At 68.6% G+C, this 19,791-nt stretch carries 17 protein-coding genes and 1 pseudogene; 9 read left to right on the top strand and 9 right to left on the bottom strand.

The genetic code is table 11. The features are described from left to right. The first annotated feature begins 34 nt into the window (after positions 1 to 34). The 6 genes and pseudogenes from murJ (at position 35) to trxA (ending at position 7,452) form a co-directional block, all read left to right on the top strand. The gene (gene murJ / locus ACH4U7_RS29850) at positions 35 to 2,434 is read left to right on the top strand and encodes a murein biosynthesis integral membrane protein MurJ (RefSeq protein WP_398530898.1); all 2,400 of its coding nucleotides are present in this window, start codon (positions 35 to 37) and stop codon (positions 2,432 to 2,434) included. A gap of 110 nt (positions 2,435 to 2,544) precedes the next feature. Next, positions 2,545 to 4,260 (top strand): protein kinase family protein, encoded by a 1,716-nt coding sequence (locus tag ACH4U7_RS29845; RefSeq protein ID WP_398530897.1) that lies wholly within the window; start codon positions 2,545 to 2,547, stop codon positions 4,258 to 4,260. Positions 4,261 to 4,296: 36 nt separating this feature from the next. Next, positions 4,297 to 4,987 (top strand): annotated as a pseudogene (gene sigM / locus ACH4U7_RS29840) (RNA polymerase sigma factor SigM). Then, a complete protein-coding gene (locus ACH4U7_RS29835; protein WP_398530896.1) occupies positions 4,984 to 5,964 on the top strand; it encodes a hypothetical protein in 981 nt (326 codons plus the stop codon). Before sigM ends, ACH4U7_RS29835 begins: the two are co-directional and overlap by 4 nt. Before the next feature lie 159 nt (positions 5,965 to 6,123). Beyond that, entirely contained in the window at positions 6,124 to 7,077 is a 954-nt protein-coding gene (gene trxB, locus ACH4U7_RS29830) for a thioredoxin-disulfide reductase (RefSeq protein WP_398530895.1), read from the top strand. A 45-nt stretch (positions 7,078 to 7,122) separates the two neighbouring features. After that, positions 7,123 to 7,452: a thioredoxin gene (gene trxA / locus ACH4U7_RS29825; RefSeq protein WP_089507403.1), complete on the top strand. Its 330-nt coding sequence runs from the start codon at positions 7,123 to 7,125 to the stop codon at positions 7,450 to 7,452. Positions 7,453 to 7,591: 139 nt separating this feature from the next. On the opposite strand, the gene ACH4U7_RS29820 is transcribed toward trxA, so the two are convergent. From ACH4U7_RS29820 to rpmH, 9 genes are all read right to left on the bottom strand, one after another. Next, on the bottom strand, positions 7,592 to 8,209 hold the full coding sequence (locus ACH4U7_RS29820) for a GNAT family N-acetyltransferase (RefSeq protein WP_055545947.1): 618 nt from the start codon (positions 8,207 to 8,209) through the stop codon (positions 7,592 to 7,594). 308 nt (positions 8,210 to 8,517) lie between these two features. Continuing rightward, positions 8,518 to 9,648: a ParB/RepB/Spo0J family partition protein gene (locus tag ACH4U7_RS29815; RefSeq protein WP_398530894.1), complete on the bottom strand. Its 1,131-nt coding sequence runs from the start codon at positions 9,646 to 9,648 to the stop codon at positions 8,518 to 8,520. Next, positions 9,645 to 10,733 carry a ParA family protein gene (locus ACH4U7_RS29810; protein WP_078610557.1) on the bottom strand — a complete coding sequence of 363 codons (1,089 nt, stop codon included), beginning with the start codon at positions 10,731 to 10,733 and terminating at the stop codon, positions 9,645 to 9,647. Before ACH4U7_RS29810 ends, ACH4U7_RS29815 begins: the two co-directional genes overlap by 4 nt. A 277-nt stretch (positions 10,734 to 11,010) precedes the next feature. Then, entirely contained in the window at positions 11,011 to 11,724 is a 714-nt protein-coding gene (rsmG, locus tag ACH4U7_RS29805; protein WP_398530893.1) for a 16S rRNA (guanine(527)-N(7))-methyltransferase RsmG, read from the bottom strand. 133 nt (positions 11,725 to 11,857) lie between these two features. Further along, positions 11,858 to 12,367, bottom strand: a complete 510-nt coding sequence (locus tag ACH4U7_RS29800) for a protein jag (RefSeq protein WP_398530892.1) — start codon at positions 12,365 to 12,367, stop codon at positions 11,858 to 11,860. A gap of 14 nt (positions 12,368 to 12,381) precedes the next feature. Then, entirely contained in the window at positions 12,382 to 13,539 is a 1,158-nt protein-coding gene (gene yidC / locus ACH4U7_RS29795) for a membrane protein insertase YidC (RefSeq protein WP_398530891.1), read from the bottom strand. Between the two features lie 3 nt (positions 13,540 to 13,542). After that, positions 13,543 to 13,860, bottom strand: coding sequence for a membrane protein insertion efficiency factor YidD (gene yidD / locus ACH4U7_RS29790; protein WP_089507409.1), 318 nt, complete (start codon positions 13,858 to 13,860; stop codon positions 13,543 to 13,545). Continuing rightward, positions 13,857 to 14,240 (bottom strand): ribonuclease P protein component, encoded by a 384-nt coding sequence (rnpA, locus tag ACH4U7_RS29785; RefSeq protein ID WP_089507410.1) that lies wholly within the window; start codon positions 14,238 to 14,240, stop codon positions 13,857 to 13,859. The genes yidD and rnpA overlap by 4 nt, the downstream gene beginning before the upstream one ends. A gap of 24 nt (positions 14,241 to 14,264) precedes the next feature. After that, positions 14,265 to 14,402 carry a 50S ribosomal protein L34 gene (gene rpmH / locus ACH4U7_RS29780; RefSeq protein ID WP_003956500.1) on the bottom strand — a complete coding sequence of 46 codons (138 nt, stop codon included), beginning with the start codon at positions 14,400 to 14,402 and terminating at the stop codon, positions 14,265 to 14,267. Positions 14,403 to 14,857: 455 nt separating this feature from the next. Between rpmH and dnaA the strand changes: the two genes are divergently transcribed. From dnaA to gnd, 3 genes are all read left to right on the top strand, one after another. Next, entirely contained in the window at positions 14,858 to 16,759 is a 1,902-nt protein-coding gene (dnaA, locus tag ACH4U7_RS29775) for a chromosomal replication initiator protein DnaA (RefSeq protein WP_398530890.1), read from the top strand. Positions 16,760 to 17,683: 924 nt separating this feature from the next. Then, positions 17,684 to 18,814 carry a DNA polymerase III subunit beta gene (gene dnaN / locus ACH4U7_RS29770; protein WP_398530889.1) on the top strand — a complete coding sequence of 377 codons (1,131 nt, stop codon included), beginning with the start codon at positions 17,684 to 17,686 and terminating at the stop codon, positions 18,812 to 18,814. A gap of 90 nt (positions 18,815 to 18,904) precedes the next feature. Then, a complete protein-coding gene (gene gnd / locus ACH4U7_RS29765) occupies positions 18,905 to 19,783 on the top strand; it encodes a phosphogluconate dehydrogenase (NAD(+)-dependent, decarboxylating) (RefSeq protein ID WP_398530888.1) in 879 nt (292 codons plus the stop codon). Positions 19,784 to 19,791 lie beyond the last annotated feature (8 nt).

The raw sequence follows: 19,791 nt of genomic DNA, 5'->3' as shown, positions 1-19,791 counted from the left end.
GACCGGCCGCAGCGGACTATGAGGTGGGGTAGCGATGAACGCGCCGTATGACGGTGATCGCGGCCAGGGCGCGGGCAACGACCCCGCCGGCCGGGTACCGCCGCCGCAGAGCGGCCCGTACGCCCACCAGAGCCCTTACGGACCGGAGCCGCATCAGCAGGATCCGTATCTGGGGGACCCCCGCGACATCTCGTACAGCCAGCTGCCGTACGTACAGGACCCCTATATGCAGGATCCGTACGTCACCGGTTCGTTCACGCCCTACCCGTACACGGCGCAGGACCCCTACGCCGCGCGCCAGGACTCCTACGGCCACGACCCGCTGACGGACCCGCTGACGGATCCGCTGTACGACCAGGGCCAGGGCGCGTACCACCAGCCTCAGTCCGGCGGCTACCAGCAGCCCTACCAGCAGCAGCCCGCGCCCCCGCAGGGGCACGATCCGCGGCTGTGGTCGGCCGAGGCCGCCGCCCCCGAGGGCCCCGCCCACCAGCAGTACGGCGGCGACATCGAGGCCACGCAGTATCTGGGTACCGGCCCGCAGGCCGGCTACGCCGCCGGGGAACAGCAGCAGCCGGACGCCTTCGCGCACCTCTTCCGCGACCAGCAGCCCTACGAGCCCCAGCGCCCCCAGCAGCAGCCCCCGGCCGGGTATCCGCCCGCGGGGTCCCCGCAGGGGCAGGCGCCGCTGTCCGGACCACCCGGCCCCGTTCCCGCCCAGCCGGCCGCCCCCGCGGGGGCGGCCGCGGCGGTGGCCGAGCCTGAGACGGCCGAGCCGGAGAAGAAGCGCTCGGGCGGCCGCGCGGGAAACCTGCTCAAGTCCAGCGCGGTGATGGCGGCCGGCACGCTGGTCTCCCGGCTCACCGGATTCGTCCGCCAGCTGGTGATCGTCGCCGCCATCGGCGCGGCCACCCTCGGCGACACCTACGCCGTCGCCTACCAGCTGCCCGCGATGATCTACTTCCTCACCGTGGGCGGCGGCCTCAACTCCGTCTTCGTCCCGCAGCTCGTCCGCTCCATGAAGGAGGACGAGGACGGCGGCGACGCCTACGCCAACCGCCTGCTGACCCTGGTGATGGTCGTCCTCGCGGTCCTCGTCGCGGTATCGGTGTTCGCGGCCCCCACCCTCGTCCGCATGCTCTCGCCGTCCATCGCAGGCAATCCCCAGGCCAACGAGGTGGCGGTCACCTTCGCCCGCTACTGCCTGCCCACCATCTTCTTCATGGGCGTGCACGTCGTGGTCGGTCAGATCCTCAACGCCCGCGGCAGCTTCGGCGCCATGATGTGGACCCCGGTCCTCAACAACATCGTCGTCATCGCCAGCTTCGCCATGTTCATCTGGGTGTTCGGCACCTTCAGCTCCTCGGAGTTGGGCGTCACCAACATCACCGACGAAGGGGTCCGGCTGCTGGGCGTGGGCACCCTCCTCGGCCTCACCGTCCAGGCGCTGGCGATGTTCCCCTATCTCCGTGCGGCCGGCTTCCGCTTCCGGCCCCGCTTCGACTGGCGCGGCCACGGCCTGGGCAAGGCCGCCAAGCTCGCCAAGTGGACCGTACTGTTCGTGCTCGCCAACCAGGCGGGCAACGTCGTGGTGACCCGGCTCGCCACCGCGGCCGGCGCGAAGGCCGACAACCAGGGCTACCCCGGCACCGGCCTCCTCGGCTACCAGAGCGCTCAGCTCATCTGGGGTATGCCGCAGGCGATCATCACCGTCTCCGTCATGGCCGCCCTGCTGCCCCGGATCTCGCGCGCGGCGCACGACGGGGATACCGGCGCGGTCCGCGACGACATCTCACAGGGCCTGCGCACCTCCGCCGTCGCCATCGTCCCGCTCGCCCTCGGGTTCGTCGCGCTCGGCATCCCCATGTGCACCCTGATGTTCGGCTCCTCCGGCACCGAACAGGCCCGCTCCATGGGCTACATCCTCATGGCCTTCGGTCTCGGACTCATCCCGTTCTCGGTGCAGTACGTCGTCCTGCGCGGCTTCTACGCCTACGAAGACACCCGCACCCCCTTCTACAACACGGTGATCGTCGCCGCCGTCAACGCCGCCGCCTCCGCACTCTCCTACCTCGTTCTCCCCGCCCGCTGGGCCGTGGCGGGCATGGCCGCCTCCTACGGCCTGGCCTACGCCATCGGCGTGGGCGTGGCCTGGAAGCGCCTCCGCAAGCAGCTGGGCGGCGATCTGGACGGTCGGCACGTCGTCCGCACCTACACCCGTCTGGTGGGAGCCGGTATCCCGGCCGCCCTCATCGGCGGAGCGGCCGCCTACGTCATCACCGGGGCCGTGGGCTCCGGCGTGGCTGGATCTCTAGCGGCTCTGGCCGGTGGCGGTCTCGTTCTTATCGCGGTCTTCTACATTGCGGCGAAACGGATGCGCATTGAAGAGCTGACCGCCATGGTCGGTATGGTCCGCGGACGACTTGGTCGCTGATCGTTCAGCACAACCATCGTCTGCCACCGTGTGTCGTGCATAGCGGCGGACTGTGGGCACAATTGTCTTGGCTCGGAGTAGGCGCAACGGATGGGGAGGCAGGAACGACGGTGGCGGAACGGAGCACGGCTGCCGTCGACGTGGCCGACAACAGCGGAGATGAGCCGCTGACCGCCGAGGCGGGCAAGGCCACGTCCGACGGGGTGGGAACCGAAACGAAAGCCGAAAAGGAAGCGCAGGCCGCGGGCACCGACACCAAGGGCGCCGCGGCCGATACGAGCGCCCCCGAGCTGCACAGCGGCCACAAGCTGGCCAGACGCTACCGCCTGGAGGAATGCGTCACCCGTCTGGACGGATTCAGCAGCTGGCGTGCCGTGGACGAGAAACTTCGCCGCGCTGTCGGAGTCCATGTGCTGCCGGCCGACCATCCGCGGGCCCGCCCGGTGCTGGCCGCCGCCCGTTCGGCGGCGCTGCTCGGTGATCCCCGCTTCGTCCAAGTCCTCGACGCCGTCGAGGAGAACGACCTCGTCTACGTGGTCCACGAGTGGCTTCCCGACGCCACCGAACTCACCGCCGTACTCACCTCCGGGCCGCTCGAGCCGCATGACGCCTACCAGCTCGTCAGCCAGGTGTCCCAGGCCATGGCCGCGGCCCACCGCGAAGGCCTCGCGCATCTGCGGCTGAACCCGGGCTCCGTGCTGCGCACCGAATCGGGCCAGTACCGCATCCGTGGCCTCGCCGTCATGGCCGCCCTGCGCGGCATCAGCTCCGACCACCCGCAGCGCACCGACACCGAAGCCATCGGCGCGCTGCTGTACGCCGCCCTGACCCAGCGCTGGCCGTACGAGAGGGACGCCTACGGCCTGTCCGGGCTGCCCAAGGGCGTCGGCCTGATCGCGCCCGACCAGGTCCGCGCGGGGGTCCACCGTGGCCTGTCCGAGCTGGCGATGCGCGCGCTCGTCAACGACGGCGCCACCGCCTCCCGGCAGGACCAGCCCTGCACCACCCCCGAAGAGCTCTCCAAGGCCGTCGCCGCCATGCCGCGGATCCGCCCGCCGGAGCCTGCCTTCACTGCCCCGGACGCCTTTCAGCGCACCACGTACCAGCAGGGCGTCTACGGCCGGCCGCCGCACCACGGCCGCCAGTCCCCCGCCACCGGCCCGGCCGTCCCCGTGCCGCCTCCGCCCCCGCTGCAGAGCCGCACCGGCAAAGCCCTCAAGTGGACCGTCTCGGCCCTGCTGATCGCGGCCCTCGGCCTCGGCAGCTGGCAGCTCGCCGATACCCTCCTCAAGGAGGAGAAGAAGTCCGGCCCGAGCAAGACCGCTGGGCAGAAGGACGACGGCAGGGCCAAGAAGCCCGCGTACAAAACCCTCGCCATCGAAAGCGCCACGGAGTTCTCACCGCTGAGCGCGCCGTTCGCTGCGGACGAGGTCGGCGCCGCTATCGACAGCAAGGAAGGCACCGCCTGGGTGACGAAGGAGTTCTACAACTACCCGAACTTCGGCAACCTGGGCCCACGCAAGGATGGCAGCGGCATCATCGTCGATCTCGGCAGTGCCAAGAACGTTTCCAGCGTCGAGGTCGACTTCTATCGTGCGGGGCAGAAGGTGGAGGTTCTCGCCGCCCAGGCATCCGCGTCAGGCCCGACCTCACTCAGCGACTTCCCCCACCATGTCACCGCTCTGAAGGAAGCCGGCAAGACGCTGTCCACCACTCTCGACAAGCCGGTTCGGACACGATACCTACTCATCCACATCACCGAGCTGCCCACCAGCACTCCGGATCGCTACCGTGGCGGCATCTCGGAGATCAAGGTCAAGGGCTGACCCTCGACAGGCGGTCGGCGGGGAGGGGGCTCCAGGGTGGACAACGCCAGATTCGGCGACACGAGCGACAGCGAGCTCCTCAAGCGCCATGTCGCCGGCGACCCGGATGCCTTCGGTGAACTCGTGCGACGCCACCGCGACAGACTCTGGGCGGTGGCGCTGCGCACGCTCGGCGACCGTGAGGAGGCCGCCGACGCGGTCCAGGACGCGCTCGTATCCGCCTACCGGGCCGCTCACACCTTCCGCGGCCAGTCGGCCGTCACGACCTGGCTCCACCGCATCACGGTGAACGCCTGCCTGGACCGGGCCCGTAAGGCCGCGTCCCGTCGTACCTCCCCCGTCGCCGAAACGGAGCGGCTCGAGCAGCTTCTGGAACCCCACGAGTCGGCCGCCGCTCCCGCGGAGCGCGGAGACCTCCACCGCGAGCTGCTTCGCGCGCTCCGCACCCTGCCCCCCCGAGCAACGGGCGGCCCTCGTACTCGTAGATATGCAGGGCTACCCCGTGGCCGAAGCCGCGAGAATCCTGGAGGTCCCCACCGGCACGGTCAAAAGCCGCTGCGCCCGGGGACGCGCACGTCTGCTGCCCATGCTGACCCATCTCCATCCGAACGGGAGGGGTAGCGACTCGCCGAGCGGGGCAAGGAACCGGACGCAGGGGACATCCGTCCCACCGACGGCAGGACCGAACGACACAGATGCCGTGAAGGGCGGAGGTGGCCGAGCGTGACATCGTCGACCGACACGGACGAGCACCCGGAGGTCACGGAGATCTCCGCACTCGCCGAGGGGCTGCTGCCCCCCGACCGCACTGCCGATGTGCGCGGCCACCTCGCCGCCTGTGAGCTGTGCGCCGACGTACAAGCCTCCCTGGACGAGATCCGGTCGCTGCTGGGCACCCTCCCGGGCCCGGTGCAGATGCCCGCCGATATCGCGGGGCGTATCGACGCGGCGCTCGCCGCAGAAGCCCTCCTCGATGCGACCACCCCGGATGACTGCGTCGATGTTTCACGTGAAACTTCGACCCTCGACTCCTCGGCCGAAGCGGCTCCGAGCGTTTCACGTGAAACATCGGAGCCGACCCGCCCCCGGAAGACGAGCGGCGACTCGACACCCGTCTCGTCCGGCGCTGCCGAGCGACCGGCGGGGCGTCCGCGAGCCACCACCGGACCGGGCCGTACGAAGCCCCGGCCCGACACCCGGCGCCCGCAGCCCCGGCGCTGGCCCAGGGCCGTCCTCGGCTCCGCCTGCGCGGCTGCCGTGATCGGTCTCGGCACCTTCCTCATGCAGTCGGGCTCCACCGTCGGCAACGATGCGGGCAGCACACAGGCGTCGGAGAGGCAGCCCTCGTCCACTACGGAAGCGCTCTCCGCGGCGACCCTCCAGGCTCGGGTGCATGCCCTCCTCGCCGACCAGAAGCCGTCGACCGCCTCCGGCGATGTGCGAGCGCAGGACACCCCGGACATGCCGTTGCGCGCCGAGGACCCCCCGGTGCCCAGCTGTGTACAGGCCGGCACCGGCCGCTCGGAGACCCCACTTGCCGCGCAGGAGGACACCTACGCAGGCAAGGACGTCTATCTTGTGGTGCTGCCGCACGAAGCCGACAACAAGCTCGTCGACGCCTTCGTGATCGAATCGGCCTGCGTCGCACAGTCACCGTCGAATGCCGGGACCCGCCTCGTGGCCCGCACCTACCCGCGAGACTGAGGCGAGCGGCACACGGCACACGGAAGGCCGCCTGACGCCACCCGGGAATGCGCGACCCGTAGGATCCGTTGGGTGGGGTGGCAGCGGTTTTCCGGGGGACTCCGGACGTCGCCGCCCTCAGTCAGTACTCGGCACTCGGCAGAGACAAGGAAGACATCCGTGAGCGACGTCCGCAACGTGATCATCATCGGTTCCGGGCCCGCGGGCTATACGGCCGCGCTCTACACCGCCCGGGCTTCCTTGAAGCCGCTGGTCTTCGAAGGCTCCGTGACCGCCGGTGGTGCCCTGATGAACACCACCGACGTGGAGAACTTCCCCGGCTTCCGTGACGGGATCATGGGCCCCGACCTGATGGACAACATGCGGGCCCAGGCGGAGCGCTTCGGCGCCGAGCTGGTCCCGGACGATGTTGTCTCGGTCGACCTCACCGAGGACATCAAGACCGTCACCGACTCCGCCGGTACGGTCCACCGGGCCAAGACGGTCATCGTCACCACCGGCTCGCAGCACCGCAAGCTGGGCCTGGCCCATGAGGACGAGCTCTCCGGTCGTGGCGTCTCCTGGTGTGCCACCTGCGACGGGTTCTTCTTCAAGGACCAGGACATCGCCGTCATCGGTGGTGGCGACACCGCGATGGAGGAGGCGACCTTCCTCTCCCGCTTCGCCAAGTCGGTCACCGTGGTCCACCGCCGTGACACGTTGCGGGCCAGCAAGGCGATGCAGGAGCGCGCCTTCGCCGACCCCAAGATCTCCTTCATCTGGGACAGCGAGGTCACCGAGATCCGCGGGGACAACAAGCTCTCCGGGCTGAGTCTGCGGGACGTCAAGACCGGCGAGACCTCCGAGCTGCCGGTCACCGGTCTGTTCATCGCCATCGGTCACGACCCGCGCACCGAGCTCTTCAAGGGCCAGCTCGACCTGGACGACGAGGGCTACCTGAAGGCCGCGTCGCCCTCGACCCGGACCAACCTGCCCGGTGTCTTCGCCGCGGGCGATGTCGTGGACCACACCTACCGTCAGGCGATCACCGCGGCCGGCACGGGCTGCTCCGCCGCACTCGATGCCGAGCGGTACCTCGCCGCTCTCGCCGATGGCGCGAACGCCACCGCCTGACCCCACCTACCCCCCTCTGCACCAAATCGATAAAGGAGATGAACCATGGCCGGTGCCACGGTGACCGTCACAGACGCCGACTTCGAGGAGACCGTCCTCAAGAGCGACAAGCCTGTGCTCGTCGACTTCTGGGCCGCGTGGTGCGGTCCGTGCCGCCAGATCGCTCCGTCTCTGGAGGCCATCGCGGCTGAGCACGGCGACAAGATCATCATCGCCAAGCTCAACATCGACGAGAACCCGGCGACCGCCGCGAAGTACGGCGTGATGTCGATCCCGACGCTGAACGTCTACCAGGGCGGCGAGGTCGCCAAGACCATCGTCGGCGCCAAGCCCAAGGCCGCCATCGAGCGCGACCTGGCCGACTTCATCGGCTGACCCCATCAGCCATCGCTCCACTACGAAGGGGCTGCCCCGCTTGGGGCAGCCCCTTCGTGTTTCACGTGAAACCACGACCCGTACGCACCGGCCTTCACACGCACCGGCCTTCACACGCACCGACCTCGTACGCACGGCCCTACAGCGGCCGGAGCGCCGGCTCCTTCTGGACCGCACCGAGTAGCCGGTCCAGCGCCAGCTCGACGTCCTCCTTCCAGGAGATCGTCGTCCGCAACTCCAGCCTCAACCGCGGATACCGTGGATGCGGCCGCACCGTCTTGAAGCCCACAGCGAGCAAATGGTCCGCGGGCAGTACACAGGCCGGTTCCTTCCAGGTGGCGTCCCCGAAGGCCTCGATCGCCTTGAACCCGCGCCGTATCAGATCCTTGGCCACCGTCTGCACCATCACCCGGCCCAGCCCCTGCCCCTGGTACCCGGGCATCAGCCAGGCCGTCATCAGCTGCACGGCATCCGCCGCGACGGGGCTCGTCGGAAAGGCCGTGGATCGCGGCACATACGCCGGGGGCGCGTAGAGCACAAAGCCCACCGGCACATCGTCCACATAGACCACCCGGCCGCAGGATCCCCACTCCAGCAGAACAGCCGAGATCCAGGCTTCCTTCTCCAGCTCCGGACGTCCGGCCCTTACCGCGGCTTCGCCGCTGACCGGGTCGAGCTCCCAGAAGACACAGGCGCGACAGCGCTTGGGGATGTCCGGGAGGTTGTCCAGTGTGAGCGGTACGAGCCGACGCCCCATGAAGCCAGTCCCTCACTTCCGTTGCCGGCCGCGCTCCGAGCGGCCGCCAGCGCACTACGCCCCCTGAGCAGACTGCCGACGAATCCGCCGACGGCCCCCAGGCCCAATCCCGTTGCCAGCAGCCCCGTGCGACTCACCGATCGCACGGCCTTGCCCTCCGCATAAGACGCCTCCACATGGATCCGCCCTACCTGATCGCATCGTATCCGTGCCGAGATTGCACCGATAGCGCCCTGGAGCAAAGAGCGGGTCGTGTTCCGACCACGCCGGAATACGACCCGCCCCGCTCTGCCCGTAAGACCGGTGTCCTACTCTTCTTCTTCCGTTGCTTCCGAGAGCCGCTGCTCCAGAACCGGCCCCTCGCCCGGGGCGAGCGTGCCGAGGATGCGCTCCAGATCGTCCATCGAGGCGAACTCGACGACGATCTTTCCCTTCTTCTGACCGAGGTCCACCTTCACCCGGGTCTCAAAGCGGTCGGAGAGCCTGGAGGCGAGATCCGTGAGCGCGGGGGAGATCTTCGTGCCCGCGCGCGGCCCCTTCGCCTTCGTCTTGTTCCCCGACCGTGAGCCCATCAGGGTCACGATCTCTTCGACCGACCGCACCGAGAGCCCTTCGGCGACGATCCGATACGCCAGCCGGTCCTGCTCCTCCGGGTCATCGACGCCGAGCAACGCACGGGCGTGACCCGCGGAGAGCACGCCTGCCGCGACCCGGCTCTGCACCTTGGGGGACAGCTTCAGCAGCCGGAGCGTATTGGAGACCTGGGGGCGGGAACGCCCGATACGGTCCGCCAGCTCGTCATGCGTGCAGTCGAAGTCCTTCAGCAGTTGGTCGTAGGCGAATGCCTCTTCCAAGGGGTTGAGCTGTGCGCGATGCAGATTCTCCAGCAGCGCGTCCAGCAGAAGCTTCTCGTCCTCGGTCGCCCTGACGATCGCCGGAATCTTCTCCAGCCCCGCCTCCCGGCAGGCCCGCCAGCGGCGCTCGCCCATGATGAGCTCATAGCGCTCGGGAGCCAACTGCCTGACGACGATGGGCTGGAGAAGCCCCACCTCCTGGATCGAGGTGATCAGCTCGGCAAGAGCGTCCTCGTCGAACACCTCACGCGGCTGCCGCGGATTGGGGGTGATGAAGTCCAGCGGCAGCTCGGCGAAGTGTGCTCCGGCCACCTCCTCCACGACGGGCGGCAGGACTTCCTCGTGCTGCTGCTGCGGCACGGCTTCCGTCTCCGGTGGAAGGCCATGGGACGGCAGCGAAGTCACCTTGGCCGCCGCCACACCACGCTCCTGGGTCAGCACCGGGACCGCCGACGGCGAGGTGGAGACCCCCGTCGCCGTGATCGGTCCCGCCGCCTGCGCGGGCCCGGAGCCATCCGTCCCCTTCGGCGCGGGAGGGATCAGAGCCCCGAGCCCACGGCCCAGTCCTCTGCGTCGCTCACTCACTGAATCCCCTCCTGCATGCTGCTGTGCTGGTCGTGCGGGCTGATCTCTGGGACGGTATGTGCCCGCTGGGCGTCATAGTGGACGTTGGCCCCTCGGAGCGCGATCTCTCGGGCCGCTTCCAGATAGGACAGCGCTCCGCTGGACCCCGGGTCGTAGGTGAGGACTGTCTGCCCATAGCTGGGAGCCTCGGAGATGCGCACCGATCTGGGGATGCTCGTCCGCAGCACCTCATGACCGAAGTGGCTGCGGACTTCATCGGCGACCTGCGACGCCAGCCGGGTCCGGCCGTCGTACATCGTCAGCAGGATCGTCGAGACATGGAGCTTGGGGTTGAGATGCCCCCGCACCAGGTCGACATTGCGCAGAAGCTGCCCAAGCCCCTCCAGTGCGTAGTACTCGCACTGGATCGGGATCAGGACCTCGGCTCCGGCGACGAGCGCGTTGACCGTCAGCAGGCCCAGCGACGGGGGGCAGTCGATGAGGATGTAGTCCAGTGGCTGCTCATAGGCTTGGATGGCCCGCTCCAGCCGGCTCTCCCGCGCCACCAGCGAGACCAGTTCGATCTCCGCACCTGCCAGATCGATCGTGGCCGGGGCACAGAACAGCCCCTCCACATCGGGAACGGGCTGCACCACGTCGGACAGGGGCCTGCTGTCCACCAGCACGTCATAGATCGACGGCACCTCGGCGTGGTGATCGATTCCCAGCGCCGTCGAGGCATTTCCCTGCGGATCGAGGTCGATGACCAGCACCCGGCCGCCGTGGAGGGCCAGAGAAGCGGCCAGATTGACCGTGGTGGTGGTCTTGCCGACCCCGCCCTTCTGATTGGCGACCACGATCACCCGGGTCTGTTCCGGCCTGGGCAGTCCCTCGCCCGCGCGGCCCAGGGCTTGGACCGCCAGTTCGGCGGCACGACCAATGGGGGTGTCGTCCATCGGGGGCGGTGTTTCACGTGAAACATCCTCCCCCGCCGATTCAGTACGGGGGCCGGGGACCGGATCGGTCATCGGCCCCGCGATGTTGGCGTCGGACCGCAAGGATTCACTCTCCTCGACATCAGGCTCGCGATGAACAGAGCCTGCCATGCTTTGGGGGTCGTGAACCAGCGAGGCCCGTTCTCCTGTGGATGAATCCACATCCCGTCGGGGCCGACGGTCGCGCGGCAGTGCGGCCGCGCGCCCACGACTGATGATTCCATGCAACAAGGAGCGACGTTTCACGTGAAACACGATGCACGGACAGCCTCACCGATTCGTCACGACACTCCGCTATGCGTAGTTTTGGAAGCTTGTATGGAGTAGCCGAACCCGCCCTATGGAGCAATGCCGGCTCCAGGGAAGATCCTGGACGGGCCTCGGCCCCTCAGCGGCGACGCCGGGGACCCTTGCGGGCCGCCTTGGCTCGCTTGGCGGCGAAACGCACACCCCCGGGGCTCTCCCCGACCTCGACCCGCACCACGGTGGAGAGCGGATCGACGATCCCCTCCCCGACATGGAGGACCGAGGCCCCGACCACCCCGAGCTTGCTCAGCGCGGCGCGGGCGTGCTTCAGCTCCTCCTCCGCCGTGTCCCCCTTGAGCAGCAGCATCTCTCCGTACGGGCGCAGCAGCGGAACCCCCCAGCCGGCCAGCCGGTCCAGCGGAGCCACGGCGCGCGCCGTCACCACATGCATCGGGGGCAGCTTCCCCAGTACCTCCTCGGCCCGGCCCCGCACCACCGTCACATGCTCAAGACCCAGCAGCTCGACCACTTCCTGGAGGAAGTTCGTACGGCGCAGCAGCGGCTCCAGCAGCGTGATCCGCAGATCCGGGCGGGTCAGGGCCAGCGGGATACCGGGCAGCCCCGCCCCCGAGCCCACATCGCATACGGTGACGCCCTCGGGCACCACTTCGGAGAGCACCGCGCAGTTCAGCAGATGGCGCTCCCACAGCCGTGGCACCTCGCGAGGCCCGATCAGACCGCGGGTCACCCCGACGTCGGCGAGCAGTTCGGCGTACCGGACGGCCTCCAAGAAGCGCTCACCGAATACCTCCCGCGCCTCCTCGGGGGCCGGGGGGAGCTCCGCTGCTTCCGTCACGGGGACCGTCCTTCCATACCGAACACTGTGGTGAACGCTGATGCTGCGAGGGCTGACAGCTGATGCAAGGCTGACAAGATTCGGCCCCGTCTGCGAGCAGACGGGGCCGTGTGGATCATGAGGCTGGACCGGTTCAGGCCGGAAGCACGACCACGCGACGCTGGGGCTCCTCGCCCTCCGATTCGCTGCGCAGTCCGGCGGCGGCCACCGCGTCGTGCACGACCTTCCGCTCGAACGGCGTCATTGGCTTCAGCTTCACCGGCTCACCGGTGCCCTTGGCCTCTTCCGCGGCCTTGGTGCCCAGCTCGGTGAGCTCGGCGCGCTTACGGGCCCGGTACCCGGCGATGTCGAGCATCAGCCGGCTGCGATCGCCGGTCTCCCGGTGCACCGCGAGCCGGGTCAGCTCCTGGAGCGCCTCCAGCACCTCACCGTCCCGGCCCACCAGCTTCTGCAGGTCACGACTGGTCGAATCACTGATGATCGACACCGCGGCACGGTCGGCCTCGACGTCCATGTCGATGTCACCGTCGAGGTCCGCGATGTCCAGCAGCCCCTCGAGATAGTCGGCCGCGATCTCCCCCTCCTGCTCGAGGCGGGTCAGGGTGTCGACACCCTCGGCAGCCGGGGTGGTGCCTTCCGTCACGGATGGACTCCTTCTTACTTCTTGGACGGGTGCTTGGGGCGCTGCTGGCCCTTGCGCTGCCCGGACTTGGCGGTGCGGGAGGAGCCGGAAGCCGAGCCGCCGGCCGGCTTACCGCCCTGCGCGCCCTTCTTCTGCGCCACGCTGGGCTGCTGCTTCTCCGAGCCCGACTCCTCCGAGTCGGACTTGTCCAGCGAGGTCTTGGCGACCTGCGGCTGGGACTGCGCCCTGGCGTGGCCCGTGCCACCCGACTGCCGCTGCGACTTGCTCTGCCGCTTGGGCTGCTGCCGGTTCGCACGAGCCGTCTCGGCCGCCTTCTTGGCCTCGACCTCGGCCGGCTCTTCCTTGATCTTCCCCTTCGCCCGCAGCCGCTCCTGGCGAGCCTTGTAGGCGACGCTGCCGGGGGTCGGGTTGCGGCGGATGACGAACATCTGCTGACCCATGGTCCACACGTTGGTGGTCAGCCAGTAGACGAGGACACCGACGGGGAAGTTGATGCCGAAGACGGCGAACATGACCGGGAAGACGTACATCAGCATCTTCTGCTGCTGCATGAACGGCGTCTTCACCGTCAGGTCGACGTTCTTGGTCATCAGCTGGCGCTGGGTGAAGAACTGCGACGCCGACATCAGGACGATCATGACGACCGTCACGACCCGGACGTCCGTCAGCGAGGCGCCGAGGGACTCGACCTTCGAGGCGGACGACATGAACTTCACGGACAGCGGGGCGCCGAAAATATGCGCCTGACGGGCGCTGTCCAGCAGCGACTGGTCGATGAAACCGACCGTGCGGTTGTTCGCGATGTGGTTCAGGACCTGGTACAGCGAGATGAAGAACGGCGACTGCGCCAGAATCGGGAGACAGCTCGAGAGCGGGTTGGTACCCGTCTCCTTGTAGAGCTTCATCATCTCTTCGGACTGGCGCTGCCGGTCGCTCTTGTAGCGCTCCTGGATCGCCTTCATCTTCGGCTGGAGCGCCTGCATGTTCCGCGTCGCCTTGATCTGCTTCACGAAGAGCGGGATCAGGCAGATACGGATCAGTACCACCAGCGAAACGATGGACAGACCCCACGCCCAGCCACTGTCCCGGTCGAAGATGAGGCTGTAGAACGCGTGGAACTGGACGATGATCCAGGAAACTACGTCATAAAGAGGACCGAGGATCGTGTCCACGAATCAGGCTCCTTGGGCGTTGGGCTGGGTCTCGGGCTGTGGGGCAGGCTCCCCGGCGGAGTGCCCGCCGAGGCGGTTGCGCAGCCGCTGGTGCCAGACCGGGCGCTTCCGGGGAGGAACGTGGTCGACGCCACCGAGCGACCACGGGTTGCAGCGCAAGATGCGCCACGCCGTCAGCGCCGTTCCTTTCACCGCGCCGTGCCGGTCAATGGCCGTGTAGCCGTAGTGTGAGCACGACGGGTAGTACTTGCAGACCGGTCCCAGCATCGGGCTGATGGTCCACTGGTACAGCTTGATCAACCACAGCAGCGGGTACTTCATCGCGGCACCCCTCCCAGTAGCCGCCGCACTGCGGTGTCGAGGTCACGGGCCAGCTGGTCGTGGCCCGCTTCGCCCGCACCGGGCAGCGCCCGTACGACCACAAGGCTACCTGCGGGAAAAAGCTCGAGGCGGTCGCGCATGAGATGGCGCAGCCTCCGCTTCACCAGGTTGCGTACGACGGCACCGCCGACCGCCTTGCTTACGACGAAACCCGCACGCGCAGGGGGAGCACTCTCCCCAGGTGCGTGCGGGTCCGTTTCACCGCTGGCAAGGCCGCTGCGATAGTGCACGACGAGGAGTGGGCGTCCGGCCCGGCGCCCTCGGCGTACCGCGGCTGCAAAGTCCTCGCGCCGCCTCAGCCGTTTTTCGGTAGGCAGCACGTCATGGACCTTGGGTCAGGCTGCTCAGGCCGACAGACGGGCGCGACCCTTGCTACGGCGGGACGCGAGAATCGCGCGGCCGGCACGGGTACGCATACGCAGCCGGAAGCCGTGGGTCTTCGCGCGGCGGCGGTTGTTCGGCTGGAAGGTGCGCTTGCTCACTCGGGGGCTCCAGAAATGAATCGGGTGGTGGCGGGACATCGCCTGGCTGTCACCGTGCGCCCACGAGTAGCTCGCAATACGCCCGAGTGCACCGCTTCATAATCGCCGGACCTGGGGTCCGCGACCCTTGCCCATCGGAGGCAGGCGGCAGCAGCCATCGACAACTCGACCTGGTTACGGTACGCGCGATTACGCCATCCGGTCAAACCGGCACCGCTCGGTGGCGCGGCCGGGTGGCGCCCCGCGAAGACGCGGACCCTTTGTGCCCGGGGCAAGGGAACGCGGGGCGACATCGCATGGCACATTTGTACACACCCTGTGGACAACGACTTGAACCGCACACCCCGGCCTGACTACCGTGGCTGGGCTCCGATTCCTTCCCGCCCGTCCCGAGAACCGCATATTCGTGGGACCTGTCGGCGTCCCCCCACCCAGCGAGTGAGAGAGCGTGCCCTGTGGCTGACGTACCCGCCGATCTTGCCGCAGTGTGGCCACGTGTGCTCGAGCGGCTGCTCGGAGAGGGCGCGGGCCAGGGCGGACAAGGCGTCGAGGCCAAGGACGAACATTGGATCAAGCGGTGCCAGCCGCTCGCCCTCGTCGCCGACACCGCGCTGCTGGCCGTGCCCAATGAATTCGCCAAGGGCGTTCTGGAGGGCCGGCTGGCCCCGATCGTCAGCGAAACGCTCAGCCGCGAGTGCGGCCGCCCGATCCGGATCGCGATCACCGTCGACGACTCCGCCGGCGAGCCGATGGTCCCGCAACAGCCACAGCGCGACACCTACGAAAGTCGCGACACCCGCGAAAGTCGGGACTCTTACGAGAATCGTGACTCGTATGAGAGTCGCGACGCCTACGAGGGCTACGACAACCGCGACAGCTATGGCAGCCGGGACGGATACGGCCGTCCGGCGGGCGATGAGCTGCCGACGGCCCGCCCCGCCTACCCCGGCTATGACCAGCACCGGCCCGAGCCCGGCGCCTGGCCCCGGCCGCGCGACGACTACGGCTGGCAGCAGCCCCGGCTCGGCGGCTTCCCCGAGAGCGACCCGTACGCCACCCAACGTCCCCAGCCCGGCTATGACCAGCAGCTCTACGATCAGCAGCCGCACTCGGACTACCGGGGCGCGGGCGCGGAGCGGCCAGGGCCCGGCCCTGGCCCGGGTTCCGGCCCAGGGCCCGATCGGTCGCCCTACGAGCAGCCGCGCCGGGAGCTCCCCGACCCGCTGGATCGTTCCCGCGGCGGCCCGCCCGTGCTGCCCTCGCAGACCGGTGCCCCCGGCCCGCTCGCCGCGCAGCCGGCGCCCGCGCCCGGCCCCGGTGAGCCGACCGCGCGCCTGAACCCGAAGTACCTCTTCGACACCTTCGTCATCGGCGCATCGAACCGCTTCGCGCACGCCGCGGCGGTCGCGGTCGCCGAGGCGCCCGCCAAGGCGTACAACCCCTTGTTCATCTACGGGGAGTCCGGGCTCGGCAAGACCCACCTGCTGCATGCGATCGGGCACTATGCGCGCAGCCTCTACCCGGGGACGCGGGTGCGCTATGTGAGCTCCGAGGAGTTCACCAACGAGTTCATCAACTCCATCCGCGACGGCAAGGCGGACGCGTTCCGCAAGCGCTACCGCGACATGGACATCCTTCTGGTCGACGACATCCAGTTCCTCGCGAGCAAGGAGTCGACGCAGGAGGAGTTCTTCCACACCTTCAACACGCTCCACAACGCGAACAAGCAGATCGTGCTGTCCTCCGACCGGCCGCCCAAGCAGCTGGTGACCCTGGAGGACCGGCTCCGCAACCGCTTCGAGTGGGGCCTGATCACCGATGTGCAGCCGCCGGAGCTGGAGACGCGGATCGCGATCCTGCGCAAGAAGGCGGTGCAGGAGCAGCTGAACGCGCCGCCGGAGGTGCTGGAGTTCATCGCGTCCCGTATCTCGCGCAATATCCGCGAGCTGGAGGGGGCGCTGATCCGGGTCACGGCCTTCGCCAGCCTGAACCGGCAGCCGGTGGACCTCGGCCTGACCGAGATCGTGCTGAAGGACCTGATCCCCGGCGGCGAGGACGCGGCCCCGGAGATCACCGCCACCGCGATCATGGCCGCGACCGCCGACTACTTCGGGCATACGGTCGACGATCTGTGCGGTGCCTCGCGCAGCCGGGTGCTGGTCACCGCGCGGCAGATCGCGATGTATCTGTGCCGTGAGCTGACCGATCTGTCGCTGCCCAAGATCGGGGCGCAGTTCGGCGGCCGGGACCATACAACTGTCATGCACGCCGACCGCAAGATCCGGGCGCTGATGGCCGAGCGGCGCTCCATCTACAACCAGGTCACCGAGCTGACCAACCGCATCAAGAACGGCTGACGCGGCGCACGGCGCGGCTCTCGCGCCGGATTCCGCGTCCAGGGCGCTTGGGGAGGAACGACTCCCGCAAGCGCCCTTCGTCGTTTCCGGGCCCGTTTCGTCGCTCCGGAGCCGCCCCGGCCGGGCTCCGCTCCGCCCGACGGCAGCCCCGGCCCAGCCGTCCGCGCCCCGGCGACGCGGACGGCCTGTTCGATTCCATGCCCTCGGAGGCCGCTTCTCCACAGGTCAGCGGCCAATCCACCATCCACACCCTGGGGATGTCCCGACTGTCCAGACTGTGTCCACAGGGGCGGCCGCCGACGGGACATCGAAGGAGGTCAGGGGGGTGTGGAATTGTGACAATCAACAGTCCACAGACTGTGGACGACGGAGTTACCCACAGGGCGGCCTCCGCGTTGTCCACCGCCCGCCCACAGCCGAGGCCCCATCACCCACAGCTTCTCCACACCCTCATCCACTGTTCGGCAAGGAAACGGGCGTGGTCACCGAGACGAGTGAAAGGCGTCACACCAATGAGCCGGGTTGGGCTGTGGGGAAGGTGGGTAAAACTGGGGACACAGCTGGGGAGAACCGGGGCTCGCCTGTGCATCGAGTGTGCAGAACTCGGCGGCATCCACAGCAGAGCCTGTTTGTCCACTGCCGTCGCCCACAGGCCCGGTGGATAAAAAACTGATGCTGACCTGCGAGAAGTCAGTTGTCCACGGTTTCCACAGGCCCTACTACTACGACCACTTAGTTAGAGCGAGAAATTCGTTTCGAAGTGGGGCCTGTGCACAACCGGGCTCCGAGCCGCCCGACACCCTGGGCGCCGATTTGACCCCGAGCCGCACCGACTGTCGGCGGCGTACGTCAGACTGGTCTCCGGCGATTGCGCCGACGACGAAGGCCAGCAGGGCGAGCCAGCAACAGCAGGAGGCGGTTCCGGTGAAGATCCGGGTGGAGCGCGATGTACTCGCGGAGGCAGTGGCCTGGGCGGCCCGCAGCCTTCCGGCCCGTCCGCCGGTGCCCGTCCTCGCGGGGCTGCTGCTGAAGGCGGAGGAGAGCACCCTCAGCCTCTCCGGTTTCGACTACGAGGTCTCGGCCCGGGTGTCGGTGGAAGCCGATGTGGAGGACGACGGCACGGTCCTGGTCTCCGGCCGCCTGCTCGCCGACATCTGCCGTGCCCTCCCCAACCGTCCTGTGGAGATCTCCACTGACGGTGTGCGGGTGACCGTCGTCTGCGGCTCCTCGCGATTCACACTCCACACCCTGCCTGTGGAGGAGTACCCCGCCCTGCCGCAGATGCCGACGGCGACCGGCACCGTGCCCGGCGATGTCTTCGCCTCCGCCGCTGCCCAGGTGGCCATCGCGGCCGGCCGCGACGACACCCTGCCGGTGCTCACCGGTGTGCGGATCGAGATCGAGGGCGACACGGTCACGCTGGCCTCCACCGACCGCTACCGCTTCGCGGTCCGCGAGTTCCTGTGGAAGCCCGAGACGCCCGACATCTCCGCGGTCGCGCTGGTGCCTGCCAAGACGCTCCTGGACACCGCCAAGTCGCTGACCAGCGGTGACACCGTGGCTCTCGCCCTGTCCGGCTCGGGCGCCGGGGAGGGTCTGATCGGCTTCGAGGGCGCCGGGCGCCGCACCACGACCCGGCTGCTCGAAGGCGACCTCCCCAAGTACCGCACGCTCTTCCCGACCGAGTTCAACTCCGTCGCGGTGATCGAGACCGCTCCGTTCGTGGAGGCGGTCAAGCGCGTCGCCCTGGTCGCCGAGCGCAACACCCCGGTCCGGCTCACCTTCGAGCAGGGCGTGCTGATCCTGGAGGCCGGGTCGAGCGACGACGCACAGGCTGTGGAGCGCGTCGACGCCCAGCTCGAAGGCGACGACATCTCGATCGCCTTCAACCCGACCTTCCTGCTGGACGGGCTGAGCGCGATCGATTCCCCGGTCGCCCAGCTGTCGTTCACCACCTCGACCAAGCCCGCTCTGCTCAGTGGCAAGCCGGCCATGGACGCCGAGGCGGACGAGGCGTACAAGTACCTGATCATGCCGGTGCGGCTCAGCGGATGAGCGGGTGTGGCCCACAGTTGAGCGACAACCCCTGGGCGTAGGCTCGGACTCAGGTGCGAAACGCAATGACTACGGCATAAAGGATCACTGATGGAGCTCGGTCTCGTCGGTCTCGGCAAGATGGGCGGCAATATGCGCGAGCGCATTCGCCGCGCAGGTCACACCGTCATCGGGTACGACCGCAACCCGGACCTCGCCGACGTCCACAGCCTCGGCGACCTTGTGGACAAGCTCAAGGGACCGCGTGTGGTGTGGATCATGGTGCCGGCCGGCATCGCGACCCAGACCACCATCGAGGAGCTGGCCGAGCTGCTGTCGCCGGGCGACATCGTGGTCGACGGTGGCAACTCCCGCTGGACCGACGACGAGCGGCACGCCGAGCAGCTGAACGCCAAGGGCATCGGCTTTGTCGACTGCGGCGTCTCCGGCGGCGTCTGGGGCCTGGAGAACGGCTATGCGCTGATGTACGGCGGCGCGGCCGAGCATGTGGCGCGGGTCCAGCCGATCTTCGATGCGCTCAAGCCCGAGGGCGACTTCGGGGCGGTCCACGCCGGGCGGGTCGGTGCCGGCCATTTCGCGAAGATGGTCCACAACGGCATCGAGTACGCGATGATGCAGGCCTACGCCGAGGGCTGGGAGCTGCTGGAGGCCGTGGACTCGGTCACCGACGTCCGCGAGGTCTTCCGCTCCTGGCAGGAGGGCACCGTCATCCGCTCCTGGCTGCTGGACCTCGCGGTCAACGCCCTGGACGACGACGAGCACTTGGAGAAGCTGCGGGGCTACGCGGAGGACTCCGGCGAGGGCCGCTGGACCGTCGAGGCGGCCATCGACAACGCCGTGCCGCTGCCCGCCATCACGGCCTCGCTCTTCGCCCGGTTCGCGTCCCGCCAGGACGACTCCCCGCAGATGAAGATGATCGCCGCACTGCGCAACCAGTTCGGCGGCCACGCGGTCGAGAACAAGAAGTAACCAGCCCC

This window comes from Streptomyces sp. NPDC020845, assembly GCF_044334165.1.
In the GTDB taxonomy this organism is placed as follows: Bacteria; Actinomycetota; Actinomycetes; order Streptomycetales; family Streptomycetaceae; genus Streptomyces.
The sequence above is the reverse complement of the archived record's forward strand: the minus strand, read 5'-3'. Positions and strand labels throughout refer to the sequence as shown.